This is a genomic window from Stenotrophomonas sp. OVS01A (genome assembly GCF_019969775.1).
Taxonomy (GTDB): Bacteria; Pseudomonadota; Gammaproteobacteria; order Xanthomonadales; family Xanthomonadaceae; genus Stenotrophomonas; species Stenotrophomonas indicatrix.
In genome coordinates this window covers 707,831-727,090 of record NZ_JAHXYV010000002.1, presented here as the reverse complement: position 1 = coordinate 727,090, position 19,260 = coordinate 707,831, and the positions used below count along the sequence as shown (strand labels likewise).

Here is a 19,260-nt window from a genome sequence, read left to right as displayed (position 1 = left end):
AATCCATGCCAACCAAGGATGGCATCTACCAAAGCAGCGGCATGCCCGGTAGCCGCCAACCTTGGTTGGCGCTCTCCAAGGCGACGTGTCAGCGCAGCAGCGAGATCATCACGCACACTGCAACGATCACCAATGCGACCCACTGCATCGGCACGAAGAAGAAATGATGGGGTGCGGCCTCCCCCTTCAGCCGCGGCGCACGGTTGAGCCACAGGCCCAGCAGCACGTTCACTGCCGCACCGATGCCACCACCCAGCAGCACCTGCTGCAGCGGGATGTTGCCCTTGGCGCCGTCGTGCGGGAAGAAGTACGCCAGCAACAGGATGCCTGCGATCGGCGTCACCAGCGTCATGAAGCCCCAGCCGCGGTAGATCATGCGGTATCTCCAGAAAAAACGATCCGCATTGCAGCAGCATGCATCCTGGAAAGCCAGAGGGGCATGCCATCTGGGCACAACGCCATCCACGCATGGCGTGGATCTACTGCCGCGCCGCCATTGCAGCGGCGCGGCGCAGGAAAATCAACGCAGCCCGGTTTCGTTGCGGGCAATCACCAGGCGCTGGATTTCAGAGGTGCCTTCGTAGATCTCGGTGATCTTGGCATCACGGAAGTAGCGCTCCAGCGGCATTTCCTTGGAATAGCCCATGCCGCCATGGATCTGTACGGCCTGGTGGGTGATCCACATTGCAGCTTCCGAAGCGGTCAGCTTGGCGATGGCGGCCTCGTTGCTGAAGCGCTTGCCCTCGCCCTTCACCCATGCCGCACGCAGGGTCAGCAGCAGCGCCGCATCCAGCTTGCACTTCATGTCGGCAATCTTCGCCTGGGTCATCTGGAACGTACCGATGGCCGCACCGAAGGCCTTGCGGTCCTTCACGTACTCCAGGGTCGCTTCATAGGCGGCACGGGCAATACCGATCGCCTGCGAGGCAATGCCGATGCGGCCGGCGTCAAGCACGCCCATGGCGATCTTGAAGCCCTCGCCTTCCTGCCCCAGCACGTCTTCTGGCTGCGCCACGTAATCGTTGAACTCGATCTCGCAGGTAGCCGAGGCACGGATGCCCAGCTTCGGTTCGGTCTTGCCGCGGCCGAAACCGGCCTTGTCGGTGTCGATCATGAACGCGGTGATGCCACGCGCGCCCTTGTCCGGCTCGCTCATCGCGAACAGCACGATGTACTTGGCCACCGGGCCGGAAGTGATCCAGCTCTTCTTGCCATTGATGACATAGCTGCCGTCGGCCTGCTTGACCGCGCGGCAACGCATGGCAGTTGCGTCCGAGCCCGACTGTGGCTCGGTCAGCGCGAATGCACCGATGGCCTCGCCTTCGGCGATGGCGCGCACGTACTTCTGCTTCTGCGCTTCGCTGCCATGGGTCAGGATGCCGTTGCAGAACAGCGAATTGTTGACCGACATGATGGTCGAATGCGCAGCATCACCGGCGGCGACCTCCACCATCGCCAGCACGTACGCGATCGGGTCCATGCCCGCGCCACCGTATTCGGTCGGCACTTCGATGCCCATCAGGCCGTTCTCGCCCAGCAGGCGGATGTTGTCCAGCGGGAACTCACCGGTACGGTCATGGTGCTCCGCGCTCGGGGCGATCTTTTCCTGCGCGATCCGGTGCGCAACGTCCTGCAGCATCAACTGCTCTTCGGTAAAGCTGAAATCCACAACACCCTCCCGGGAAAATGGTTCGCCGATTGTACCGGGGGCGGGGCATTGGCGGCTGACTCGACCCTGGCGGCGGCTTGACCGGGCAGCCCCCCGTCAGCGAATATATCTCTATATCGCGATAGGTAGATGTTTATGGATCTGGAAGACTGGTCGACCCGCCTGAAGGTGTTCGCCGATGCTACCCGCGTGCGCCTGCTGGCGCTGCTGGAGCAGGAAGAGCTGACCGTGGCCGAGCTTTCGGCCATCACCCGGTTGGCGCAGCCGCGGGTATCGACTCATCTGGCGCGCCTGAAGGAAGCCGGCCTTGTGCGCGACCGCCGTGCGGGCGTGTCGGCCTACTACCGCTTCGACGAAGCCCAGCTGGACCCGGCGCAGCGTGCATTGTGGCATGCCCTGAGCAACGGAAGCGATGACCCGTTGCTGCGCCAGGATGCTGAACGCGTAGCGGCGGTGCTCGCCCACCGCGCGGCTGACCAGAACTGGGCCGACAGCGTGGCCGGCGACATGGAGCGCCACTACTCCCCGGGCCGCACCTGGGAAGCGCTGGCGCGCACCGCGCTGCCATTGCTGGAAACCGGCGACGTGCTGGATATCGCCTCCGGCGACGGTGTGCTGGCCGAACTGGTCGCCCCGCACGCCAGGCGTTACGTCTGCATCGATACCAGTGCGCGCGTGGTGGCCGCCGCCAGCGAACGCCTGCGCCGCCTGCCGAACGTGGAAGTCCGCGAGGGCGACATGCATGCCCTGCCCTTCAAGGACCGCAGCTTCGACCTTGTGGTGCTGATGCACGCCCTGACCTACGCCAGCAAGCCGGCGCAGGCGGTCACCGAAGCCGCGCGCGTACTGCGCCCGGGCGGTCGCCTTCTGCTGTGCAGCCTGGCCCGCCACGAGCACAAAGCCGCGGTCGATGCCTATGGCCATGTCAACCTCGGCTTCAGCGACAAGGAGCTGAAGAAGTTCGTCGACAAGGCCGGCCTGCAGGTCTCCAACCTGGAAACGGTCACCCGCGAAAAGCGCCCGCCGCATTTCGAAGTGATCTCGCTGATCGCCAACAAACCCTGAGGTCGACATGCCCGCATTGCCCTGGCTGCACCCGGAACGCGTGGAATCGCTGCTCGCTGCCCTGCGTGATCGGATCCTGATCATCGACGGCGCGATGGGCACGATGATCCAGCGCCACGGGCTGCAGGAAGAGGATTACCGGGGCGAGCGCTTCGCCGGCGGTTACGACCACGCCCATGGGCCCGGCTGCGACCACGGCGGCACACCCGAAGGCCACGACCTGAAGGGCAACAACGACCTGTTGCTGCTGACCCGGCCGGAGGTCATCGCCGGCATCCACACCGCCTACCTGGAAGCGGGCGCGGACCTGGTGGAAACCAACACCTTCAACGCCACCTCCGTCAGCCAGGCCGACTACCACCTCGAACACCTGGTGTACGAGCTGAACAAGGCGGGTGCGGCCGTCGCACGTGCCTGCTGCGATGCGGTGGCGGCCACCACACCGGACAAGCCGCGCTTCGTCATCGGCGTGCTCGGCCCGACCAGCCGCACCGCTTCGATCAGTCCGGACGTCAATGATCCCGGCTTCCGCAACACCAGTTTCGATGAGCTGCGCGGCACCTACCGCGAAGCCATCGATGGCCTGATCGATGGTGGCGCCGACACGATCATGGTCGAGACCATCTTCGATACGCTCAACGCCAAGGCTGCGCTGTACGCCATCGAGGAGGCCTTCGATGCACGTGGCGCGCGGCTGCCGATCATGATTTCCGGCACCATCACCGATGCTTCCGGGCGCACCCTGTCCGGACAGACCGCCGAGGCGTTCCAGGCGTCACTCGCGCATGCACGGCCGTTGTCGATCGGCCTGAACTGCGCACTCGGCGCCGATGCCATGCGTCCGCACGTGGAAACCCTGTCGCAGGTGTCGGACTGCTACGTCAGTGCCCATCCCAACGCCGGCCTGCCCAATGCATTCGGTGAGTACGACGAAACACCCGAGGAAATGGCCGCCACCCTGCGTGGCTTTGCCGAAGATGGCCTGCTCAATCTGGTCGGCGGCTGCTGTGGCTCCACCCCGGACCACATCCGCGCGATCGCGCTGGCGGTGGCCGGGCTACCGCCCCGCGCCCTGCCTGCCGCCCAGGTGCAGGCGGCATGAACACCTCCACCCCCTCCCGCACGTCCCCCTGTTGCCGCTGAGTTGCCGCCGATCATGACGCCTGTCCGCCCTACCCGCCTGTCCGGCCTGGAACCGCTGGTCATCACCCCGGATCTGCTGTTCGTCAATGTCGGCGAACGCACCAACGTCACCGGCAGCGCGCAGTTCCGCAAACTGATCAAGGAAGGCCGTTACGAAGAAGCGGTGGACGTGGCCCGGCAGCAGGTGGCCAGCGGCGCACAGATCCTCGACGTCAACATGGACGAGGGCCTGATCGATTCGGAAGCGGCGATGACCCGCTACCTCAACCTGATCATGTCCGAGCCGGACATCGCCCGCATCCCGGTAATGGTCGATTCCTCCAAGTGGAGCGTGATCGAGGCTGGCCTGAAGTGCCTGCAGGGCAAGAGCGTGGTCAATTCGATTTCGCTGAAGGAAGGCGAGGACCTGTTCCGCGAGCACGCGCGCAAAGTGCTGCGCTACGGTGCGGCCGCAGTGGTGATGGCCTTCGATGAGAGCGGGCAGGCCGACACCTGCGCACGCAAGGTTGAAATCTGCACCCGCGCCTATCGCCTGCTGGTCGATGAAATCGGCTTCCCGCCACAGGACATCATCTTCGACCCGAACATCTTCGCCGTCGCCACCGGCATTGAAGAGCATGACAACTACGCGGTCGACTTCATCGAAGCCACCCGCATCATCAAGCAGACGCTGCCGCACTGCCATGTGTCCGGCGGCGTGTCCAACGTTTCGTTCTCGTTCCGTGGCAACGAGACCGTGCGCCAGGCGATCCACTCGGTGTTCCTGTACCACGCGATCGCCGCAGGCATGGACATGGGCATCGTCAACGCCGGCGCCATGCCGATCTACGACGAGCTGGAGCCGGAACTGCGCGAGCGCGTGGAGGACGTGATCCTCAACCGCCGCTCTGATGCCACCGAGCGCCTGCTTGAAATCGCCGAGCGCTACAAGGGCAGCAAGGGCGCGGCGAAGACCGAAGACCTGGCCTGGCGCGAGAAGCCGGTGGACGCACGGTTGGCGCATGCACTGGTGCATGGCCTGGATGCCTGGGTCGACGCCGATACCGAAGAAGCCCGGCAACGTTCCAGCCGCCCGCTGGACGTCATTGAAGGCCCGCTGATGGCCGGCATGAACGTGGTCGGCGACCTGTTCGGTGCCGGCAAGATGTTCCTGCCGCAGGTGGTGAAATCGGCACGTGTGATGAAGAAGGCAGTGGCCTACCTGCTGCCCTACATCGAAGCCGAAAAGGCCCGCAGCGGCGACACCGCCAAGAGCAACGGCAAGATCATCATGGCCACGGTGAAGGGCGATGTGCACGACATCGGCAAGAACATCGTCGGCGTGGTCCTGGCCTGCAACAACTTCGAGGTGATCGATCTGGGCGTGATGGTGCCGGCGCAGAAGATCCTCGATGCCGCCCGCGAGCACCAGGCCGACATCATCGGCCTGTCCGGCCTGATCACGCCGTCGCTGGAAGAAATGAGCCATGTCGCCCGTGAAATGCAGCGGCAGGGCTTTGACCTGCCACTGATGATCGGCGGCGCGACCACCTCGCGTGCGCACACCGCGCTGAAGATCGACCCGCACTACAAAGCCCCGACGGTCTGGGTGAAGGACGCCTCGCGCGCCGTGGGCGTGGCGCAGTCGCTGATCTCGCGCGAGCTGCGGGATGCGTTCGTCGCCGCCAACGAGGCGGACTACGCCGAGATCCGCACCCGCCACCGCAACCGCGGTGACGCCAAGCGCCTGGTGTCGCTGGAGCATGCACGTGGCCAGAAGTTCCAGTGCGACTGGCAGGCGTACACGCCACCCGCACCGAAGCAGCCGGGCCTGCATGTATTCGATGACTACCCACTGGCCGAGCTGGTGCCCTACATCGACTGGACGCCGTTCTTCCAGGCGTGGGAGCTGGCCGGCAAGTACCCGGCCATCCTCACCGATGAAATCGTCGGCACCCAGGCCAGCGAGCTGTACCAGGACGCGCGCGCGATGCTCGACCGCATCGTCAACGAGAAGTGGCTGCGGGCCAAGGCCGTGTTCGGCCTGTGGCCTGCCAACAGCATCGGCGACGACGTACGCGTGCAGCATCCCGATGGCGAGGCCACCCTGCACTTCCTGCGGCAACAGGTGGACAAGCCCGCCGAACGCCCGGATTTCTGCCTGGCCGATTTCATCGCTCCGGCCGACAGCGGCAAGCAGGACTGGATCGGCGCCTTCGCGGTGACCGCCGGGATCGGCATCGACGCGCACGTGGCCCGTTTCGAGGCCGACCACGACGACTACAACGCAATCCTGCTGAAGGCGCTCGCCGACCGCTTTGCCGAAGCCCTGGCCGAACGCCTGCACCAGCGCGTACGCACCGGGTTCTGGGGGTACGACCACGCCGAAACGCTCGACAACGAAGCGCTGATCGACGAAAAGTACCGCGGCATCCGCCCCGCGCCCGGTTACCCCGCCTGCCCCGAGCACAGCGAAAAACGCCGGTTGTTCGACCTGCTGGGCGCGGAAACCAACGCAGGCATGCAACTGACCGAGAGCTTCGCGATGCTGCCGACCGCGGCGGTGTCGGGCTACTACTTCAGCCACCCGCAGAGCCAGTATTTCGTGGTCGGCCGCCTCGGTCGCGAGCAGGTCACCGACTACGCACGCCGCAAGGGCGTGGACCGTGCCCAGGCCGAACGCTGGCTGGCCTCGAACCTGGATTACGATCCGGAATGATCCGCCGACAGGGTTGGCCCGGTGCCAGCCCTGCCCGCGATTGCTCAGGAAGGCAGGGTCATGTCCGGTTTCACGGTTGCAGAAGCACCTGCTGCAGCGACGGCAACAACATGCGATTGCCGTATGCGCTGAGGTGGTCGCCATCGAAGTACAGCGGCCTGCCCTCCCGCTGCGCCGGGCACTTGGCGGCATCGCACAGCACCGGCAATGGGTCCCACAGCACCGCACCGGGCAGGCCATCGACCACCTGCCGCAGGCTGCCCAGCATGGGGGCACGCAGGGTATCCATGGCCACGCGGGTGCTGTCCATGCCGTTGCGGCAGACCTCGTTGCGGGCATTGAAGCGGTCCGAGCAGCGATAGGGTGGCGCCGGCAGGACTGGCTTGGGTGCTTCCAGCACGATCCGCACACCGCGCTCGGCCAACGGCGTCCACTGCGTGATCGACTCAGCCACTTCCGCCTCGCGTCCGGCGGCGGCTTCCGGCGTCAGTTCACCGGCCAGCTGCGCCTGCGCATCGAACAATACAAACTGGTCGGACAGGCGCGGGATCCGCAATGACACCAGCACCACCACATCACCGGGCTGCGCCCGCTGCGTGATGTCGGCCAGCACGGCCGCATCGAACGCAGCACAGCCAGCGCCGGCGCCTCGCCACTTCTGCAGGCTGATCTGCGGGCAACCGCCACGTCCATACAGCGATACCTGCGTCCCGGTATCCAGGGCCAGGCGCTGCAGCAGTTCGATATAGGCCATGGCGTGTGAATCACCGGCAACGAATACCTGCGCCGGCGCGCCTGCGACCACCGGACGGCTGCATTGGCCGCGGGCGAAGGTGCGTGCACTGCCTCCTTCGAAACGGTGCTTGCCGACGTCCAGCTCGCAGTCCGGGTAGTCGCGGGCCACGCTCTTGCCATTGGGGTACCAATCGGCCGGATGTCGACTCACCGTACTCAACGACAGCAGCGGCGCCTGCGCGTACAGCAGCATCTGCATGCCCCCTGCCAACAGCAGCACCACCCCACCGGTGACTACCCAGCGTGCGGACGTCAGGTGCTGCGCGAGTGGTCCACGGAAGGGGCGTTCCACCCAGCGCCAGGACAGCCAGGACAACACCACCACCAGTCCGACGGCGGCAGCCATCTGCGCAGGCGTCTGCAAGCCGACGGTCCAGCGCATCAGCACGAACACCGGCCAATGCCACAGGTACAGCGAATAGGAAAGCAGACCGATGCGGCGCATCGGCGAACTGGCCAGAAGACGGCCGATCCACGCCTGCGGGTGATGATGGAGGGACCACAGCAGGCCGGCGGTGGCGAAAGCCGGCAGCAGACCGTCGGGCCACGGCGAGTGCCCCGCGCGCGCGGACCACAGGGCCCACCCCAGCAGCGCCAGCGACAACATGGCCAGCAGCGAGAACAATGGCGCACTGCGTTTCGCGGGCAGACCGGTCAACGCAATGTGCGGTTCGCGCACATGAAGCAGTTGGAACAGCAGCACGCCCACGCCCAGCTGCCACAGACGGGTACTGGTGGCATAGAACGCCCACGGCGGCGGCGCCTCGCGCGTGCCCAGCGCGGCGGCATGCGAGAGCGACGCCACGCTGACCAGCGCGAACAGGCCCAGGCTGATCCAGCGCCCGTGCCGGCCGCGCGCCCAAGCCAGGAACAGCAGCGGGAACAACAGGTAGAACTGCTCTTCCACGCCCAGCGACCAGGTATGGGTATACGGATTGAACTCGGCCCTGGGCGCGAAATAGTCGTTGCCGATGGCCGCCAGCACCCAGTTGCTGAAACCGAAGAAGGCCATCAATCCGGTCTTGTCGCTGGCCTCGCTGAGCCAGGATTCGGGGATGAACAGAACGCTTGCCACGGCGGTCGCCAGCAGGCAGGTCAGCAGTGCCGGTGCGATGCGGCGGATGCGGCGCGCATAGAAGCGCAGCATCGACTGCCCCAGCGAAAGCGCCGGCAACCGATGTACGGAGGCACTGACCACGAAGCCGGAGATGACGAAGAACACGTCAACGCCGGTGAACCCGCCCGGCAGCCAGACCGGGTCCAGGTGGAACACGATGACGGCCAGCACGGCAATCGCACGCAGGCCGTCGATGTGCGGCACGTAGCCGCGGCTTGGATCAACGGTCATCCCTTCCCTCGCGGCCGCGATGACACTGGGCCCGCCGCGGCCATCCTGTGCTTACCAGACCAGGTCGTCGGGCACCTGGTACTGCGGGTCGGCGTAGGGATCGTCCTCGGCCGGTGCATTCGGGTCGACCTTCAACGCCACCGAAGCGGCGAACACCGCTTCAGACTGGGCCAGGACTTCAGCCGTCACCAGCAGGTAGCGACCGTTGAGCTGGACCACGCCCAGTTCACCGGCATTGAGTGCCTTGAGCTGCTCGGCGGTGACGTAGATGCGCTTGATCTTGCCGCCGTACGGGAAGTGGCGCGCGATATCGGCCGCTTCGGCATTGAGGCTCTTGTCCTTCAGCAGTTCCTCCAGCTTCACCTTGGCCTCACGGCGCTGGCGGGCTTCTTCCTGCTTCAGGCGCTCGGTCTCGATGCGCTCTTCCTTCTCCCGCTGCGCACGGATCGCGTAAGCCTTGGCCAGATCCATTTCCTCGGCGGTACGCGGCTTGCGCGGCCCCTGCCCGTGGCCCTGGCCACGCTGCTGGCCAGGCCTGCCCGGGCCGCCATTGCCATGCGCCCGCCGCTCGCCGGGTTTGTGTTCGCCCTTGCCAGCGTGCTGCGGCTTTCCATTGCCAGCGCCACCCTTGCCCTGCGGGCGGCCATCACGGCGGGGGGCATCATTCTTGCGCTCGGGCTTGGGCGCGGGCTTGAAGCCCAGGCCCATCAGCTGGTCGCGGAGGGTATCGCTCATAGGATATGGATCAGTAGTGCGGCGGCGGCGGTTCGCTCGCCGGATCAGAAGAATTCAATGCATTGCGGACCTTGCCCAGGTCTTCCAGCAGCACGCGCAGGATGCCGGCATTGCGGCTGCCTTCCATGCGCGCGTCTGCAAGTGCATCGCTCAGTTCGGCCAGCGCGTGTTCCTGGAAGGACACGCGCATCTCCAGCTCGACCAGGCGCGCTTCCAGCGCCTGCTCACGTTCGGTCGGTACTTCAGACATGCAGCGAACGCCCCCGGCCAATGCCGTAATACGCAAGGCCGGCGGCCTCGACTTCAGCCGGCTCGTACAGATTGCGGCCGTCGAACACCACCGCATCCTTCAGCCGCTCGCGCAGCATCTGGAAATCGGGGCTGCGGAACTGCTTCCACTCGGTCACCACGACCAGTGCATCGGCGCCCTGCAGCGCATCGTCGGCGCTGTCACAGAACACCAGATCGTCGCGCTCGCCGAAGATCCGCTGCGATTCATGCATCGCCTCCGGATCGTAGGCGCGCACTGTCGCACCGCCTTCCCACAACTGGGCCAGCAGGCGGCGGCTGGAGGCCTCGCGCATGTCATCGGTGTTCGGCTTGAACGCCAGGCCCCACACGGCGAATGTCCTGCCGCGCACGCCTTCGTCTTCGCCCTTGTCGTAGTGGCGCTGGATCAGGGCAAACAGGTGCCCCTTCTGCGATTCATTGACCGCCTCCACCGCGTTCAGCAGCTTCGGCTCCAGGCCGGCCTGCTGCGCGGTGCGCGCCAGTGCCTGCACGTCCTTGGGGAAACACGAACCGCCATAACCGGCACCCGGATAGATGAAGTGCCAGCCAATACGCGGATCCGAACCGATGCCCTGGCGGACCTGCTCGACGTCGGCGCCCACGCGCTCGGCGATGTTGGCGATTTCATTCATGAACGAAATCTTGGTTGCCAGCATTGCATTGGCGGCGTACTTGGTCAGCTCGGCCGAACGCACGTCCATCTCCACCACGCGATCGTGGTTGCGATTGAACGGTGCGTACAGGCGACGCATCACTGCGACCGACTCGGCGCTGGTCGCACCGATGATGATGCGGTCAGGCCGCATGCAGTCGGCAACGGCGTCGCCTTCCTTCAGGAATTCGGGGTTCGACACCACATCGAAGGCGATATCCGCCCCACGCGCCGCCAGCTCCTCGGCAATGGCCGCACGCACTTTGTCGGCGGTGCCTACCGGCACCGTCGACTTGTTGACCACCACGGTCGGCACCGAAATGTACCGACCGATGGTGCGGGCCACGGCCAGCACGTACTGCAGATCGGCGCTGCCATCCTCGTCCGGCGGCGTGCCCACGGCGATGAACACCACCTGGCCGTGGCCGATGGCGGTCGCCGCGTCGGTGGTGAACACCAACCGCGACGCGGCGTGGTTGGCCTTCACCATCGGCTCCAGGCCGGGTTCGTAGATCGGGATGATGCCCCGGTTGAGGCCATCCACCTTGGCCTGGTCGATATCGACGCAGACCACCTGGTGGCCAACGTCGGCCAAGCAGGTGCCGGTCACCAGACCTACGTAGCCGGTACCAAAAATCGCAACGCGCATATCCGTGCTGACTCCGTGTTGGCTTACGGCAGAACGCCCAGCAGTTCGACGTCGAAGGTCAGGGTGGAGTTCGGACCGATCGGACCACCCGGGGTGCCGTTCTCGCCGTATGCCAGTTCACCCGGGATCCAGAAGCGGTACTTCGAGCCGACCGGCATCAGGGCCACGCCCTCGGTCCAGCCCTTGATGACCTGGTCCAGACCGAATTCGGCCGGGCCACGGCCCGCGGAACTGTCGAACACCGTGCCGTTGAGCAGCTTGCCTTCGTAGTTCACGCGCACCTTGCTGGAGGGCAACGGACGCTCGCCACTGCCCGGACGGATCACCTGGTACTGCAGGCCCGACGGGGTGGTCACCACGCCCGGCTGGGTCTTGTTCTTGGCCAGGAACGCGTTGCCTTCCTGACGGTTGGTCTGCGCTGCCTGTGCGGCCTTTGCCTGCATCTCGGCCTGCTTGGCACCCATGAACGACTGGATGGTGGCAGTGGCATCGGCTTCGCTCATCTTCGGCTGGCCCTTGCTCAGGCCAGTGTTGATTGCGTCAAACAGCGAAGCGGTATCGATATCGTCCTTCAGCTGTGCCAGCGACGGACCCACCGAATAAGCACCGATCATCTGCGCGACCTTGACCCGATCAACCTTCGCCGGCTGCGAGCCCGGCGCGACGCCCGGCACCTGCTGGCCGCTGCGGGCCATCACCACCTGGCGCAGGGCGGCATCGGTCGCCTTGGCCTGTTCCTGGGTGATCTGCGGCTGCAGGCCTTCGAAGGAACGCTCCACGGCAGTGCGCAGCGCGGCTGCATCGATTTCATCGGCGATCGGCGCGAACGACTTGGCCACATCCAGACCAATGGCGTAGCCGAGCTTCTGCTTGGGGGAATTCAAGGGTGCGGTCTCCTTGGCGGCCGAAGGAGCGGCCGGTTGTTGCGACAGGGCGACACCGGAGGTGCCCATCGCCAGAATCAGAACCGACGCCGCGGCGCCGCGCATTCCCATTTTCATTCGCTGCATTCCTGGAAGTGACTGGACGCCGACGTCGGCGCGAAAACACGTATTGTCGCACGCATGCCGTCGATGTCGAGGCATCCGTGCCGGCATTCAATGTGCGGCCGGTGCCGCCAGCGCCTTGTCGATGGCCGCTTTCAGCTGCGGATCATCCGGGGTGACCTTGCTGGCGAACTGGGCAATGACCGTGCCATCGCGTCCGACCAGATACTTGTGGAAATTCCAGGCCGGCGCCACGCCGGTGGCGGCGGTCAAGCGCTGATACAGCGGCGTAGCCTGCGCGCCGGTCACGTGCACCTTTTCGAACATCGGGAACTTCACACCATAGGTAAGCGTGCAGAAATCCTGGATCTGTTTTTCATCACCCGGCTCCTGCCCCTTGAAATCGTTGGACGGGAAGCCGAGCACGGCAAATCCCTTGCCGGCGTACTGCTTCTGCAGCGCTTCCAGACCCTCGTACTGCGGGGTATAGCCGCACTTGCTTGCCGTATTGACCACCAGCAGCACCTGCCCGTGGTAACGCTGCTGCAGGTTGACCTGCTGCTTGCCCGCCAGCGGCCGGTACGACAGATCCAGCAGATCGGCGGCCGAAGCGGCGGCCGACGTGGCCAGGCCTGCGGCCAGCAGGGTCAACAGGGACAGGCCGCGAAGGCGGCGCGAGGAGGCAGTCGACAAAGGCATGGGAGACGGTCCGCGGTAGCCATTCCAGGGGTCCGGCCGTGACCGGCCGGGAATCGGCCGAACTATAGCACCGGGGTCTGCACGTCTCTGGAGCGCATGCGTTGTCGCGCTTTGCACGGCGTGGCGGAAGCAGTCTGCCGCGCGTCCCAGCCCGCTGCTGATGACATAGCATGGACATGGCTGAATGGGAGGCCGACTGAAAACGCCCCTCCGCAGTTTCTCTTTTTCGATGCATATCAAGCGGTTGAACGAATATTGCGGTGCCGTGACCACCCCTGCCATCAGTTGGGTGGGGGCAGGACTTGCACACAGGCGTGCCGGTGTTATAGTTGCATACAACACCAGTCACCTGAGACAGGGGGAATCATGAACAGCCGGATGCGTCGCAGCCTTGCCGCCCCCGCGGTCACCGCGGTATCAACCCTGTTCGTACTGGTCTGGCTGGCCATGCCGGCACCGCCGGCCGCGTCCTCCCCCACCCTCTCCGAAGACAGTACGCAGGACGCAGCAGCACCCACGGCAGGGAATGCCGCTCCCTCCCCCTCCCCCCCGCGTCGGCTGCACAGCTCCCTGTCCATGCCGTATTTCTCGTTCGCACAGCCGCTGACCCCACGGAGCTGAATATGAGCGACATCCAGTGGAGCGACGGCGCTCCCATCTACCGCCAGCTGAAGGAACGCGTGATCGCCATGATGCTTGACGGAATCCTCAAGCCGGGCGATGCCCTTCCTTCGGTGCGCCAGGTGGCCGCCGATTACCAGCTCAACCCCATCACCGTTTCGCGCGCCTACCAGGAGCTGGCCGATGAAGGCCTGGTCGAGAAGCGCCGCGGGCTGGGCATGTTCATGACCGAACAGGCGGCCACGCAGCTGCGCAGCAGCGAGCGCGAACGCTTCCTCAATGAAGAATGGCCGGCCGTACTGGAGCGCATCCAGCGACTGGGCCTGAGTCTCGACGAATTGTTGCCCCAGGGGAAATTCTGATGAATGCCAGTCCCACTACCGCTGTGCCAAGCGACGCTGTCATTACCGCCCGTGGCCTTCGCAAGGCTTACAAGAACACGCTCGCGCTCGACAACGCCAGCTTCTCCATTCCGGCAGGCCGCATCATCGGCCTGATCGGCCCCAATGGTGCCGGCAAGACCACCGCGCTGAAGGCGGTGCTCGGCCTGACCTCGGTGGAAGGCGAGCTGAGCGTGCTCGGCCGCGACCCGCGCGTGCACCGCGACGATCTGATGAACGACATCTGCTTCATCGCCGATGTCGCCGTGCTGCCGCGCTGGCTGAAGGTGCGTGAGGCGATCGACTTCGTCGCCGGCGTGCACCCCCGCTTCGATCGCGCCCGTTGCGAACGCTTCCTGGCCAACACCAAGCTGCAGCCGAAGCAGCGCGTGCGTGAACTGTCCAAGGGCATGATCGTGCAGCTGCACCTGGCACTGGTGATGGCCATCGACGCCAAGGTGCTGGTGCTGGACGAACCCACGCTCGGCCTGGACATCCTGTACCGCAAGGAGTTCTACCAGCGCCTGCTGGAAGACTACTTCGACGAGCAGAAGACGATCATCGTCACCACCCACCAGGTGGAAGAGATCGAACACATCCTCACCGACGTGATGTTCATCCGCGATGGTCGCATCGTCCTCAATGCGGAAATGGACGAAGTTGGCGAGCGCTATACCGAACTGCTGGTCGGTGCCGACCAGCTTGAAACCGCCCGCGCACTGAAGCCCATCGACGAGCGCAGCCAGGCCTTCGGCAAGACCGTCCTGCTGTTCGACGGGGTGCCACGCAGCCAGCTGGCCAGCCTGGGTGAAACCCGCAACGCCGGCCTTGCCGATCTGTTCGTCGCTGTCATGAAGGGGACCTACGCATGAATGCCGTCAACCATCCTGTCAGTCCCGCAGGCACCCTGCGCTGGCTGCTCAAGCGCGAATACTGGGAGAACCGCGGTGGTTTCCTGTACGCCCCGGTGATCGCCGGCATCGTCTCGCTGCTGATGAGCGGCATCGGCATCGGCCTGGGCCTGTTCGCCCTGCATCGTGCCGCCCGCGACGGCGGCCTGCACATCGACGGCGAGAGCGTGAACATCAACGGCCTGGATCTGGCCGTGCTGACCCGCGACATCAGCGCCAAGGACATGGCCGACCTGGGCAACGGCCTGGACCTGGCGATGGTATTGACCTCGTCCTGGCCACTGATCGTGCTTGCCTTTGTGGTGTTCTTCTATTGCCTGGGCGCCCTGTATGACGATCGCCGCGACCGCAGCATCCTGTTCTGGAAGTCGCTGCCGCTGTCGGACACCCAGACCGTACTGTCCAAGGTGCTCAGTGCACTGATCGTCGCACCGCTCATCGCCATCATCGCTTCCAGCCTGACCCTGCTCGTTTTCATGCTGATACTGTGCCTGGTGGTGGTCTCCCACGGCGGCGACGCGATGCAGTTGATCGTGGGACCTGCCAATCCGATGAGCCTGGTCATGGGCATGTTCGTGTCCATCCCGGTGTACGCCCTGTGGGCGCTGCCCACTGCGGGCTGGCTGCTGCTGTGCTCGGCCTGGGCACGGAGCAAGCCGTTCCTTTGGGCAGTAATGCTGCCGCTGTTCGCCGGCATCATCGTCAGCACCACCAAGCTGATGCACCTGTTCGACCTGACCACCGGCTGGTTCTGGCAACACATCGTCGGCCGTCTGCTGCTGGGTGCGATGCCGGGAATGGATCTGCTGTACCGCGCCGGTGGCGGTGAATCCAGGCAGGATCTGGACTCGATCGTGGCGCTGATGGCGCCCTCTGCCCAGCTCAAGTCGCTGGCGATGCCCGACCTGTGGATCGGCGCGGCCTTCGGCGTGGCCTTCATCTTCATCGCCATCCGCCTGCGCAAGCGCGCTGGTGAAATCTGATCGTCAACCTGGAGGCACCACCCATGCGTTCCTTGATTGCCTGTACTGCACTGTTGCTGTTGCCGCTGTCGGCGCTGGCCGCCGATGCACCGAACTGCAAGTTCTCCGCGCCGCGCGCGTTGAAGATCGACGCGGCCGGTGCCAAAGCGGTGGTGTTCGAGATCAACCAGCATGACCTGAAAGTGGTCGCCAGCGCCGGTGGCGGCCAGCTCGAAGGCCGCGCGTGCGCGTCCAACAAGGACTGGCTGGACCAGCTGGTGCTGGACCAGCGCCGCGTGGGCGACAAGCTGGTGGTGAGCCTGCGCCGCGACAGCCGCGACGCGCTGTCGATGGGTAACAGCTACGCCTGGCTGGACATCCGTGGCAGCGTGCCGGACAACCTGCCGCTGCAGTTCAAGATCGGCTCGGGCGATGGCAGCATCGAGAACGCGCAGTCGCTGAGCATGGACGTGGGCTCCGGTGATGGCATCGCCCGCGGCACCCGTGGCAGCGTGCATGCCGCCGTGGGTTCGGGCGACCTGGACGTCGATGGCGCCGCATCGTTCAACCTGCTCTCGCTGGGGTCGGGCGACGTCAACGCCCGCAACATCGGCGGTGATGCCAGCGTCGGCACGGTCGGTTCCGGTGACCTGAAGGTGACCGACGTGCGTGGCAACGCACGGCTGGATACCGTCGGTTCGGGCGACATCGGCTTCAAGCAGGTGCAAGGCAACGTCGAGGTCGGCGTGGTCGGCTCCGGCAACGTCGATATCGAGCAGGTCGGCGGCAACGTCCGCGTGCGCAGCCACGGCTCGGGCGACATCGATGTCGACGGCGTGCGCGGCAACCTCACCGTCGAGCACAGCGGCAGCGGCGATGTCCAGCATCGCAACGTGTCCGGCACCATCACCCTGCCGCGCGGCAAGTAACGTCCAACCATCCGATCCGAGGGGAATGCCATGAGTCTGCTGCGCCTGCTGCCTGCTGCCCTGCTGTGCCTGCCGCTGATCGCCTGTGGCGACACGTCCAGCCCCGACAAGACCGCCGGCAAGGCGGTGGCCGAGACCGCGGGCGGCGTCGGCCAGACCGTCAAGGAGGCGATGGATGACGCCCGCAGGGAAATTGCCGAAGGCAACATCAAGATCTCGGCCGACAACCAGCCACGCGCGGAGATCACCCCGCAGGGACAGCTGCTGATCGGTGGCAAGCCGGTTGCGCTGGACGATGGCCAGCGTCGCCAGCTGCTTGATTACCGTGGCCACGTGGTGGCGGTGGCGATGGACGGCATGGACGTCGGCCTGGCAGGTGCCAAGCTCGGCGCCAACGCTGCCGGTGAAGCACTGAAGGGCATCTTCAGCGGTGACAGCGAAGGCATCGAGAAACGGATCAACGCCGAGGCCGCCAAGATCGAAGCGCAGGCCAAGCGCATCTGCGACCGCATGCCGGCCATGCTGGCCAGCCAGCAGGCCCTGGCTGCCTCGCTGCCGGCGTTCAAGCCCTACGCCACGATGGACCAGAGCGATGTGGACGACTGCGGCAAGGACACCGTCGTCAACCGCTGACCCCTGTGACAGATCAGCGCACCCGGCCGGCCGCGCAACTGCGTTGCCGGCCGCTGCGCCCCGGCGGGCTTACAATGGCAGCCCCGGATGCACTTCATCGAACCGCCATGAAAAAGCTGTTTCTGCTGCTGGCCGCCCTGCTCTGCCTGGGCCTGGTCGGCTGTGACCAGGACTACCGCAACCACCGCGCCGAGCGTGGCAAACCCAAGATCTCGGTCAGCGAGAGCATCGTGACCGTTCGCCGCCAGCCGGCACCGAACATCATCATCCTGCCCGACGGGCAGATGAAGATCGACGAGATCCTGATCCCGCTCAACGCCGAACAGAAGCAGATGCTGCAGACGATGTTCGGCAAGCTTCAGGTGCTGCGCCAGAACACGCTGGTGGCCGCACCGGCCGACCCAAACATGCAGCCGGTGAAGATCGTGCCGCCGGAGGGCATGCAGGTGATTCCGCCGGACCTGGTGCAGACCATTCCCGAGTTCAAGGATTACACCGAGACCTTCGGCAACATCGTCGCCGACCGTCGCTGAAACGAACAACGCCGCCCTTCCGGGCGGCGTTCTTCCTTCTCGCCTGTGGTGGCTGCGGACCTCGGCCCGCACACCGTTCGATCAGCCGCCGGCACCACCGCCACCGGCTTGGATGCCGCCGGCCGTCAACGCGGCCGGATCCAGCAGGCGGCGCAGCTCGGCTTCGGCCAGGCCACTGTCTTCCAGCGCCACGTCCAGCACCGGGCGCTGCTCCTTGTAGGCACGCTTGGCGATCGCTGCGGCCTTCTCGTAACCGATGATCGGGTTCAGCGCGGTCACCAGGATCGGATTGCGCGCCAGCGCCTCGGCCACACGGTCCTCGCGCACCTTCAGGCCGGCAATGGCGCTGTCGGCCAGCAGGGTCGACACATTGGCCAGCAGGCCGATGCCATCGAGCAGGTTCACCGCGATCAGCGGCAGCGTCACGTTGAGCTGGAAATTGCCGGTCTGGCCGGCCACGGTGATCGCCGTGTGGTGGCCGATCACCTGCGCGCAGGCCATCACCGTCGCCTCCGGGATCACCGGATTGACCTTGCCCGGCATGATCGAGGACCCCGGCTGCAGTGCCGGCAGTTCGATCTCGCCCAGGCCCGCCAGCGGGCCGGCGTTCATCCAGCGCAGGTCGTTGGCGATCTTGATCAGGGCCACCGCCAGCGCATTGAGCTGGCCCGAAAGTTCCACCGCATCGTCCTGCGCGGCCAGCCCTTCGAACTTGTTCTCGGCGCTGTCGAACTTGAAGCCGGTCTGCTGCTTCAGCGCCTTGGCAACCTGCGCACCAAAGCGCGGGTCGGCATTGATGCCGGTGCCGATGGCGGTACCGCCCAGCGGCAGGCGGCGCACGCGCTTGAGGCTGTCCTCGATGCGCTCCTGGGCCGAGGCCAGCTGCGCCGACCATGCACCGAATTCCTGTTCGAAGGTCAGCGGCATCGCATCCATCAGGTGGGTGCGGCCGGTCTTGACCACCTTGCGCAGGCTGCGGCCCTTCTTGTCCAGCGTCCGGCGCAGGTGCACCAGCGCCGGCAGCAGCTGCTCATGGGTGGCCAGCACGGCCGACACGCGCAGCGCCGTTGGAATCACGTCGTTGGAGCTCTGCCCCTGGTTGACGTGATCGTTCGGGTGCACCGTGGTCTTGCCGGCCTTGCCGGCGCGATTGGCCAGGGTGGCGATGACCTCGTTGGCATTCATGTTCGAGGACGTACCCGAGCCGGTCTGGTAGACGTCGATCGGGAACTGCGCGTCCCACGTGCCGTCCGCCACTTCAGCCGCGGCAGACTGGATGGCCTTGGCCACGGTCTTCGGCAGATGGCCCAGCTCGGCATTGACGCCGGCGGCAGCGCCCTTGACCAGGCCCAGCGCACGGATGAAACCGCGCGGCATGCGCTGGCCCGACACCGGGAAATTCTGTACAGCGCGCTGGGTCTGCGCGCCCCACAGGGCGTCGGCAGGCACCTGCAGCTCACCCATGCTGTCGTGCTCGATCCGGAATCCCTTGGGGGCACTCTTGCTTGCAGCTTTGCTCATTGCATCAACTCCGCACTACTTCAGTTGGGGAAAGGAAAGC

At 65.5% G+C, this 19,260-nt stretch carries 18 protein-coding genes; 9 read left to right on the top strand and 9 right to left on the bottom strand.

Annotated features, from left to right (window positions below; genetic code table 11):
- Positions 1-88 precede the first annotated feature (88 nt).
- Together LC407_RS12135 and LC407_RS12130 are read right to left on the bottom strand one after the other, a co-directional pair.
- A complete protein-coding gene (locus LC407_RS12135) occupies positions 89-376 on the bottom strand; it encodes a hypothetical protein (RefSeq protein WP_059064613.1) in 288 nt (95 codons plus the stop codon).
- Between the two features lie 144 nt (positions 377-520).
- Positions 521-1,669 carry an acyl-CoA dehydrogenase family protein gene (locus LC407_RS12130; RefSeq protein WP_223482876.1) on the bottom strand — a complete coding sequence of 383 codons (1,149 nt, stop codon included), beginning with the start codon at positions 1,667-1,669 and terminating at the stop codon, positions 521-523.
- A 135-nt stretch (positions 1,670-1,804) separates the two neighbouring features.
- Here LC407_RS12130 and LC407_RS12125 point away from each other — a divergent pair, with 135 nt between their 5' ends.
- From LC407_RS12125 to metH, 3 genes are read left to right on the top strand one after another with little or no spacing between them, the layout of a single operon-like run.
- Entirely contained in the window at positions 1,805-2,734 is a 930-nt protein-coding gene (locus LC407_RS12125) for a metalloregulator ArsR/SmtB family transcription factor (RefSeq protein ID WP_025876836.1), read from the top strand.
- A 7-nt stretch (positions 2,735-2,741) separates the two neighbouring features.
- A complete protein-coding gene (locus LC407_RS12120) occupies positions 2,742-3,836 on the top strand; it encodes a homocysteine S-methyltransferase family protein (protein ID WP_059064614.1) in 1,095 nt (364 codons plus the stop codon).
- 54 nt (positions 3,837-3,890) lie between these two features.
- Entirely contained in the window at positions 3,891-6,575 is a 2,685-nt protein-coding gene (metH, locus tag LC407_RS12115) for a methionine synthase (protein ID WP_025876832.1), read from the top strand.
- A gap of 70 nt (positions 6,576-6,645) precedes the next feature.
- Here the strand turns inward: metH and LC407_RS12110 are convergent, their stop codons facing one another.
- From LC407_RS12110 to LC407_RS12085, 6 genes are all read right to left on the bottom strand, one after another.
- On the bottom strand, positions 6,646-8,718 hold the full coding sequence (locus tag LC407_RS12110; protein WP_223482875.1) for an acyltransferase family protein: 2,073 nt from the start codon (positions 8,716-8,718) through the stop codon (positions 6,646-6,648).
- 51 nt (positions 8,719-8,769) lie between these two features.
- The gene (locus LC407_RS12105; protein WP_025876829.1) at positions 8,770-9,453 is read right to left on the bottom strand and encodes a DUF2058 family protein; all 684 of its coding nucleotides are present in this window, start codon (positions 9,451-9,453) and stop codon (positions 8,770-8,772) included.
- A 10-nt stretch (positions 9,454-9,463) separates the two neighbouring features.
- Positions 9,464-9,703 (bottom strand): SlyX family protein, encoded by a 240-nt coding sequence (locus LC407_RS12100; RefSeq protein WP_025876828.1) that lies wholly within the window; start codon positions 9,701-9,703, stop codon positions 9,464-9,466.
- The gene (locus LC407_RS12095; protein ID WP_025876827.1) at positions 9,696-11,045 is read right to left on the bottom strand and encodes a UDP-glucose/GDP-mannose dehydrogenase family protein; all 1,350 of its coding nucleotides are present in this window, start codon (positions 11,043-11,045) and stop codon (positions 9,696-9,698) included. Before LC407_RS12095 ends, LC407_RS12100 begins: the two co-directional genes overlap by 8 nt.
- 23 nt (positions 11,046-11,068) lie before the next feature.
- Complete coding sequence (locus tag LC407_RS12090; protein ID WP_025876825.1) at positions 11,069-12,046, bottom strand: FKBP-type peptidyl-prolyl cis-trans isomerase; 978 nt, start codon at positions 12,044-12,046, stop codon at positions 11,069-11,071.
- A 96-nt stretch (positions 12,047-12,142) separates the two neighbouring features.
- Entirely contained in the window at positions 12,143-12,730 is a 588-nt protein-coding gene (locus tag LC407_RS12085) for a glutathione peroxidase (protein WP_025876823.1), read from the bottom strand.
- A 623-nt stretch (positions 12,731-13,353) separates the two neighbouring features.
- Between LC407_RS12085 and LC407_RS12080 the strand changes: the two genes are divergently transcribed.
- The 6 genes from LC407_RS12080 to LC407_RS12055 all read left to right on the top strand — a co-directional run bounded on the left by LC407_RS12080 (position 13,354) and on the right by LC407_RS12055 (position 17,699).
- Positions 13,354-13,713: a GntR family transcriptional regulator gene (locus LC407_RS12080; RefSeq protein ID WP_012511573.1), complete on the top strand. Its 360-nt coding sequence runs from the start codon at positions 13,354-13,356 to the stop codon at positions 13,711-13,713.
- The gene (locus LC407_RS12075) at positions 13,713-14,603 is read left to right on the top strand and encodes an ABC transporter ATP-binding protein (RefSeq protein WP_025876817.1); all 891 of its coding nucleotides are present in this window, start codon (positions 13,713-13,715) and stop codon (positions 14,601-14,603) included. Before LC407_RS12080 ends, LC407_RS12075 begins: the two co-directional genes overlap by 1 nt.
- Positions 14,600-15,625 carry a hypothetical protein gene (locus LC407_RS12070; RefSeq protein WP_025876815.1) on the top strand — a complete coding sequence of 342 codons (1,026 nt, stop codon included), beginning with the start codon at positions 14,600-14,602 and terminating at the stop codon, positions 15,623-15,625. Before LC407_RS12075 ends, LC407_RS12070 begins: the two co-directional genes overlap by 4 nt.
- A gap of 23 nt (positions 15,626-15,648) precedes the next feature.
- Positions 15,649-16,533 carry a DUF2807 domain-containing protein gene (locus tag LC407_RS12065; protein WP_223482874.1) on the top strand — a complete coding sequence of 295 codons (885 nt, stop codon included), beginning with the start codon at positions 15,649-15,651 and terminating at the stop codon, positions 16,531-16,533.
- Between the two features lie 30 nt (positions 16,534-16,563).
- On the top strand, positions 16,564-17,166 hold the full coding sequence (locus LC407_RS12060) for a DUF2884 family protein (RefSeq protein ID WP_059064617.1): 603 nt from the start codon (positions 16,564-16,566) through the stop codon (positions 17,164-17,166).
- A 107-nt stretch (positions 17,167-17,273) separates the two neighbouring features.
- Positions 17,274-17,699 (top strand): hypothetical protein, encoded by a 426-nt coding sequence (locus LC407_RS12055; protein ID WP_032951937.1) that lies wholly within the window; start codon positions 17,274-17,276, stop codon positions 17,697-17,699.
- Between the two features lie 81 nt (positions 17,700-17,780).
- Here the strand turns inward: LC407_RS12055 and LC407_RS12050 are convergent, their stop codons facing one another.
- A complete protein-coding gene (locus LC407_RS12050; protein WP_080148444.1) occupies positions 17,781-19,220 on the bottom strand; it encodes a class II fumarate hydratase in 1,440 nt (479 codons plus the stop codon).
- Positions 19,221-19,260: the final 40 nt, after the last annotated feature.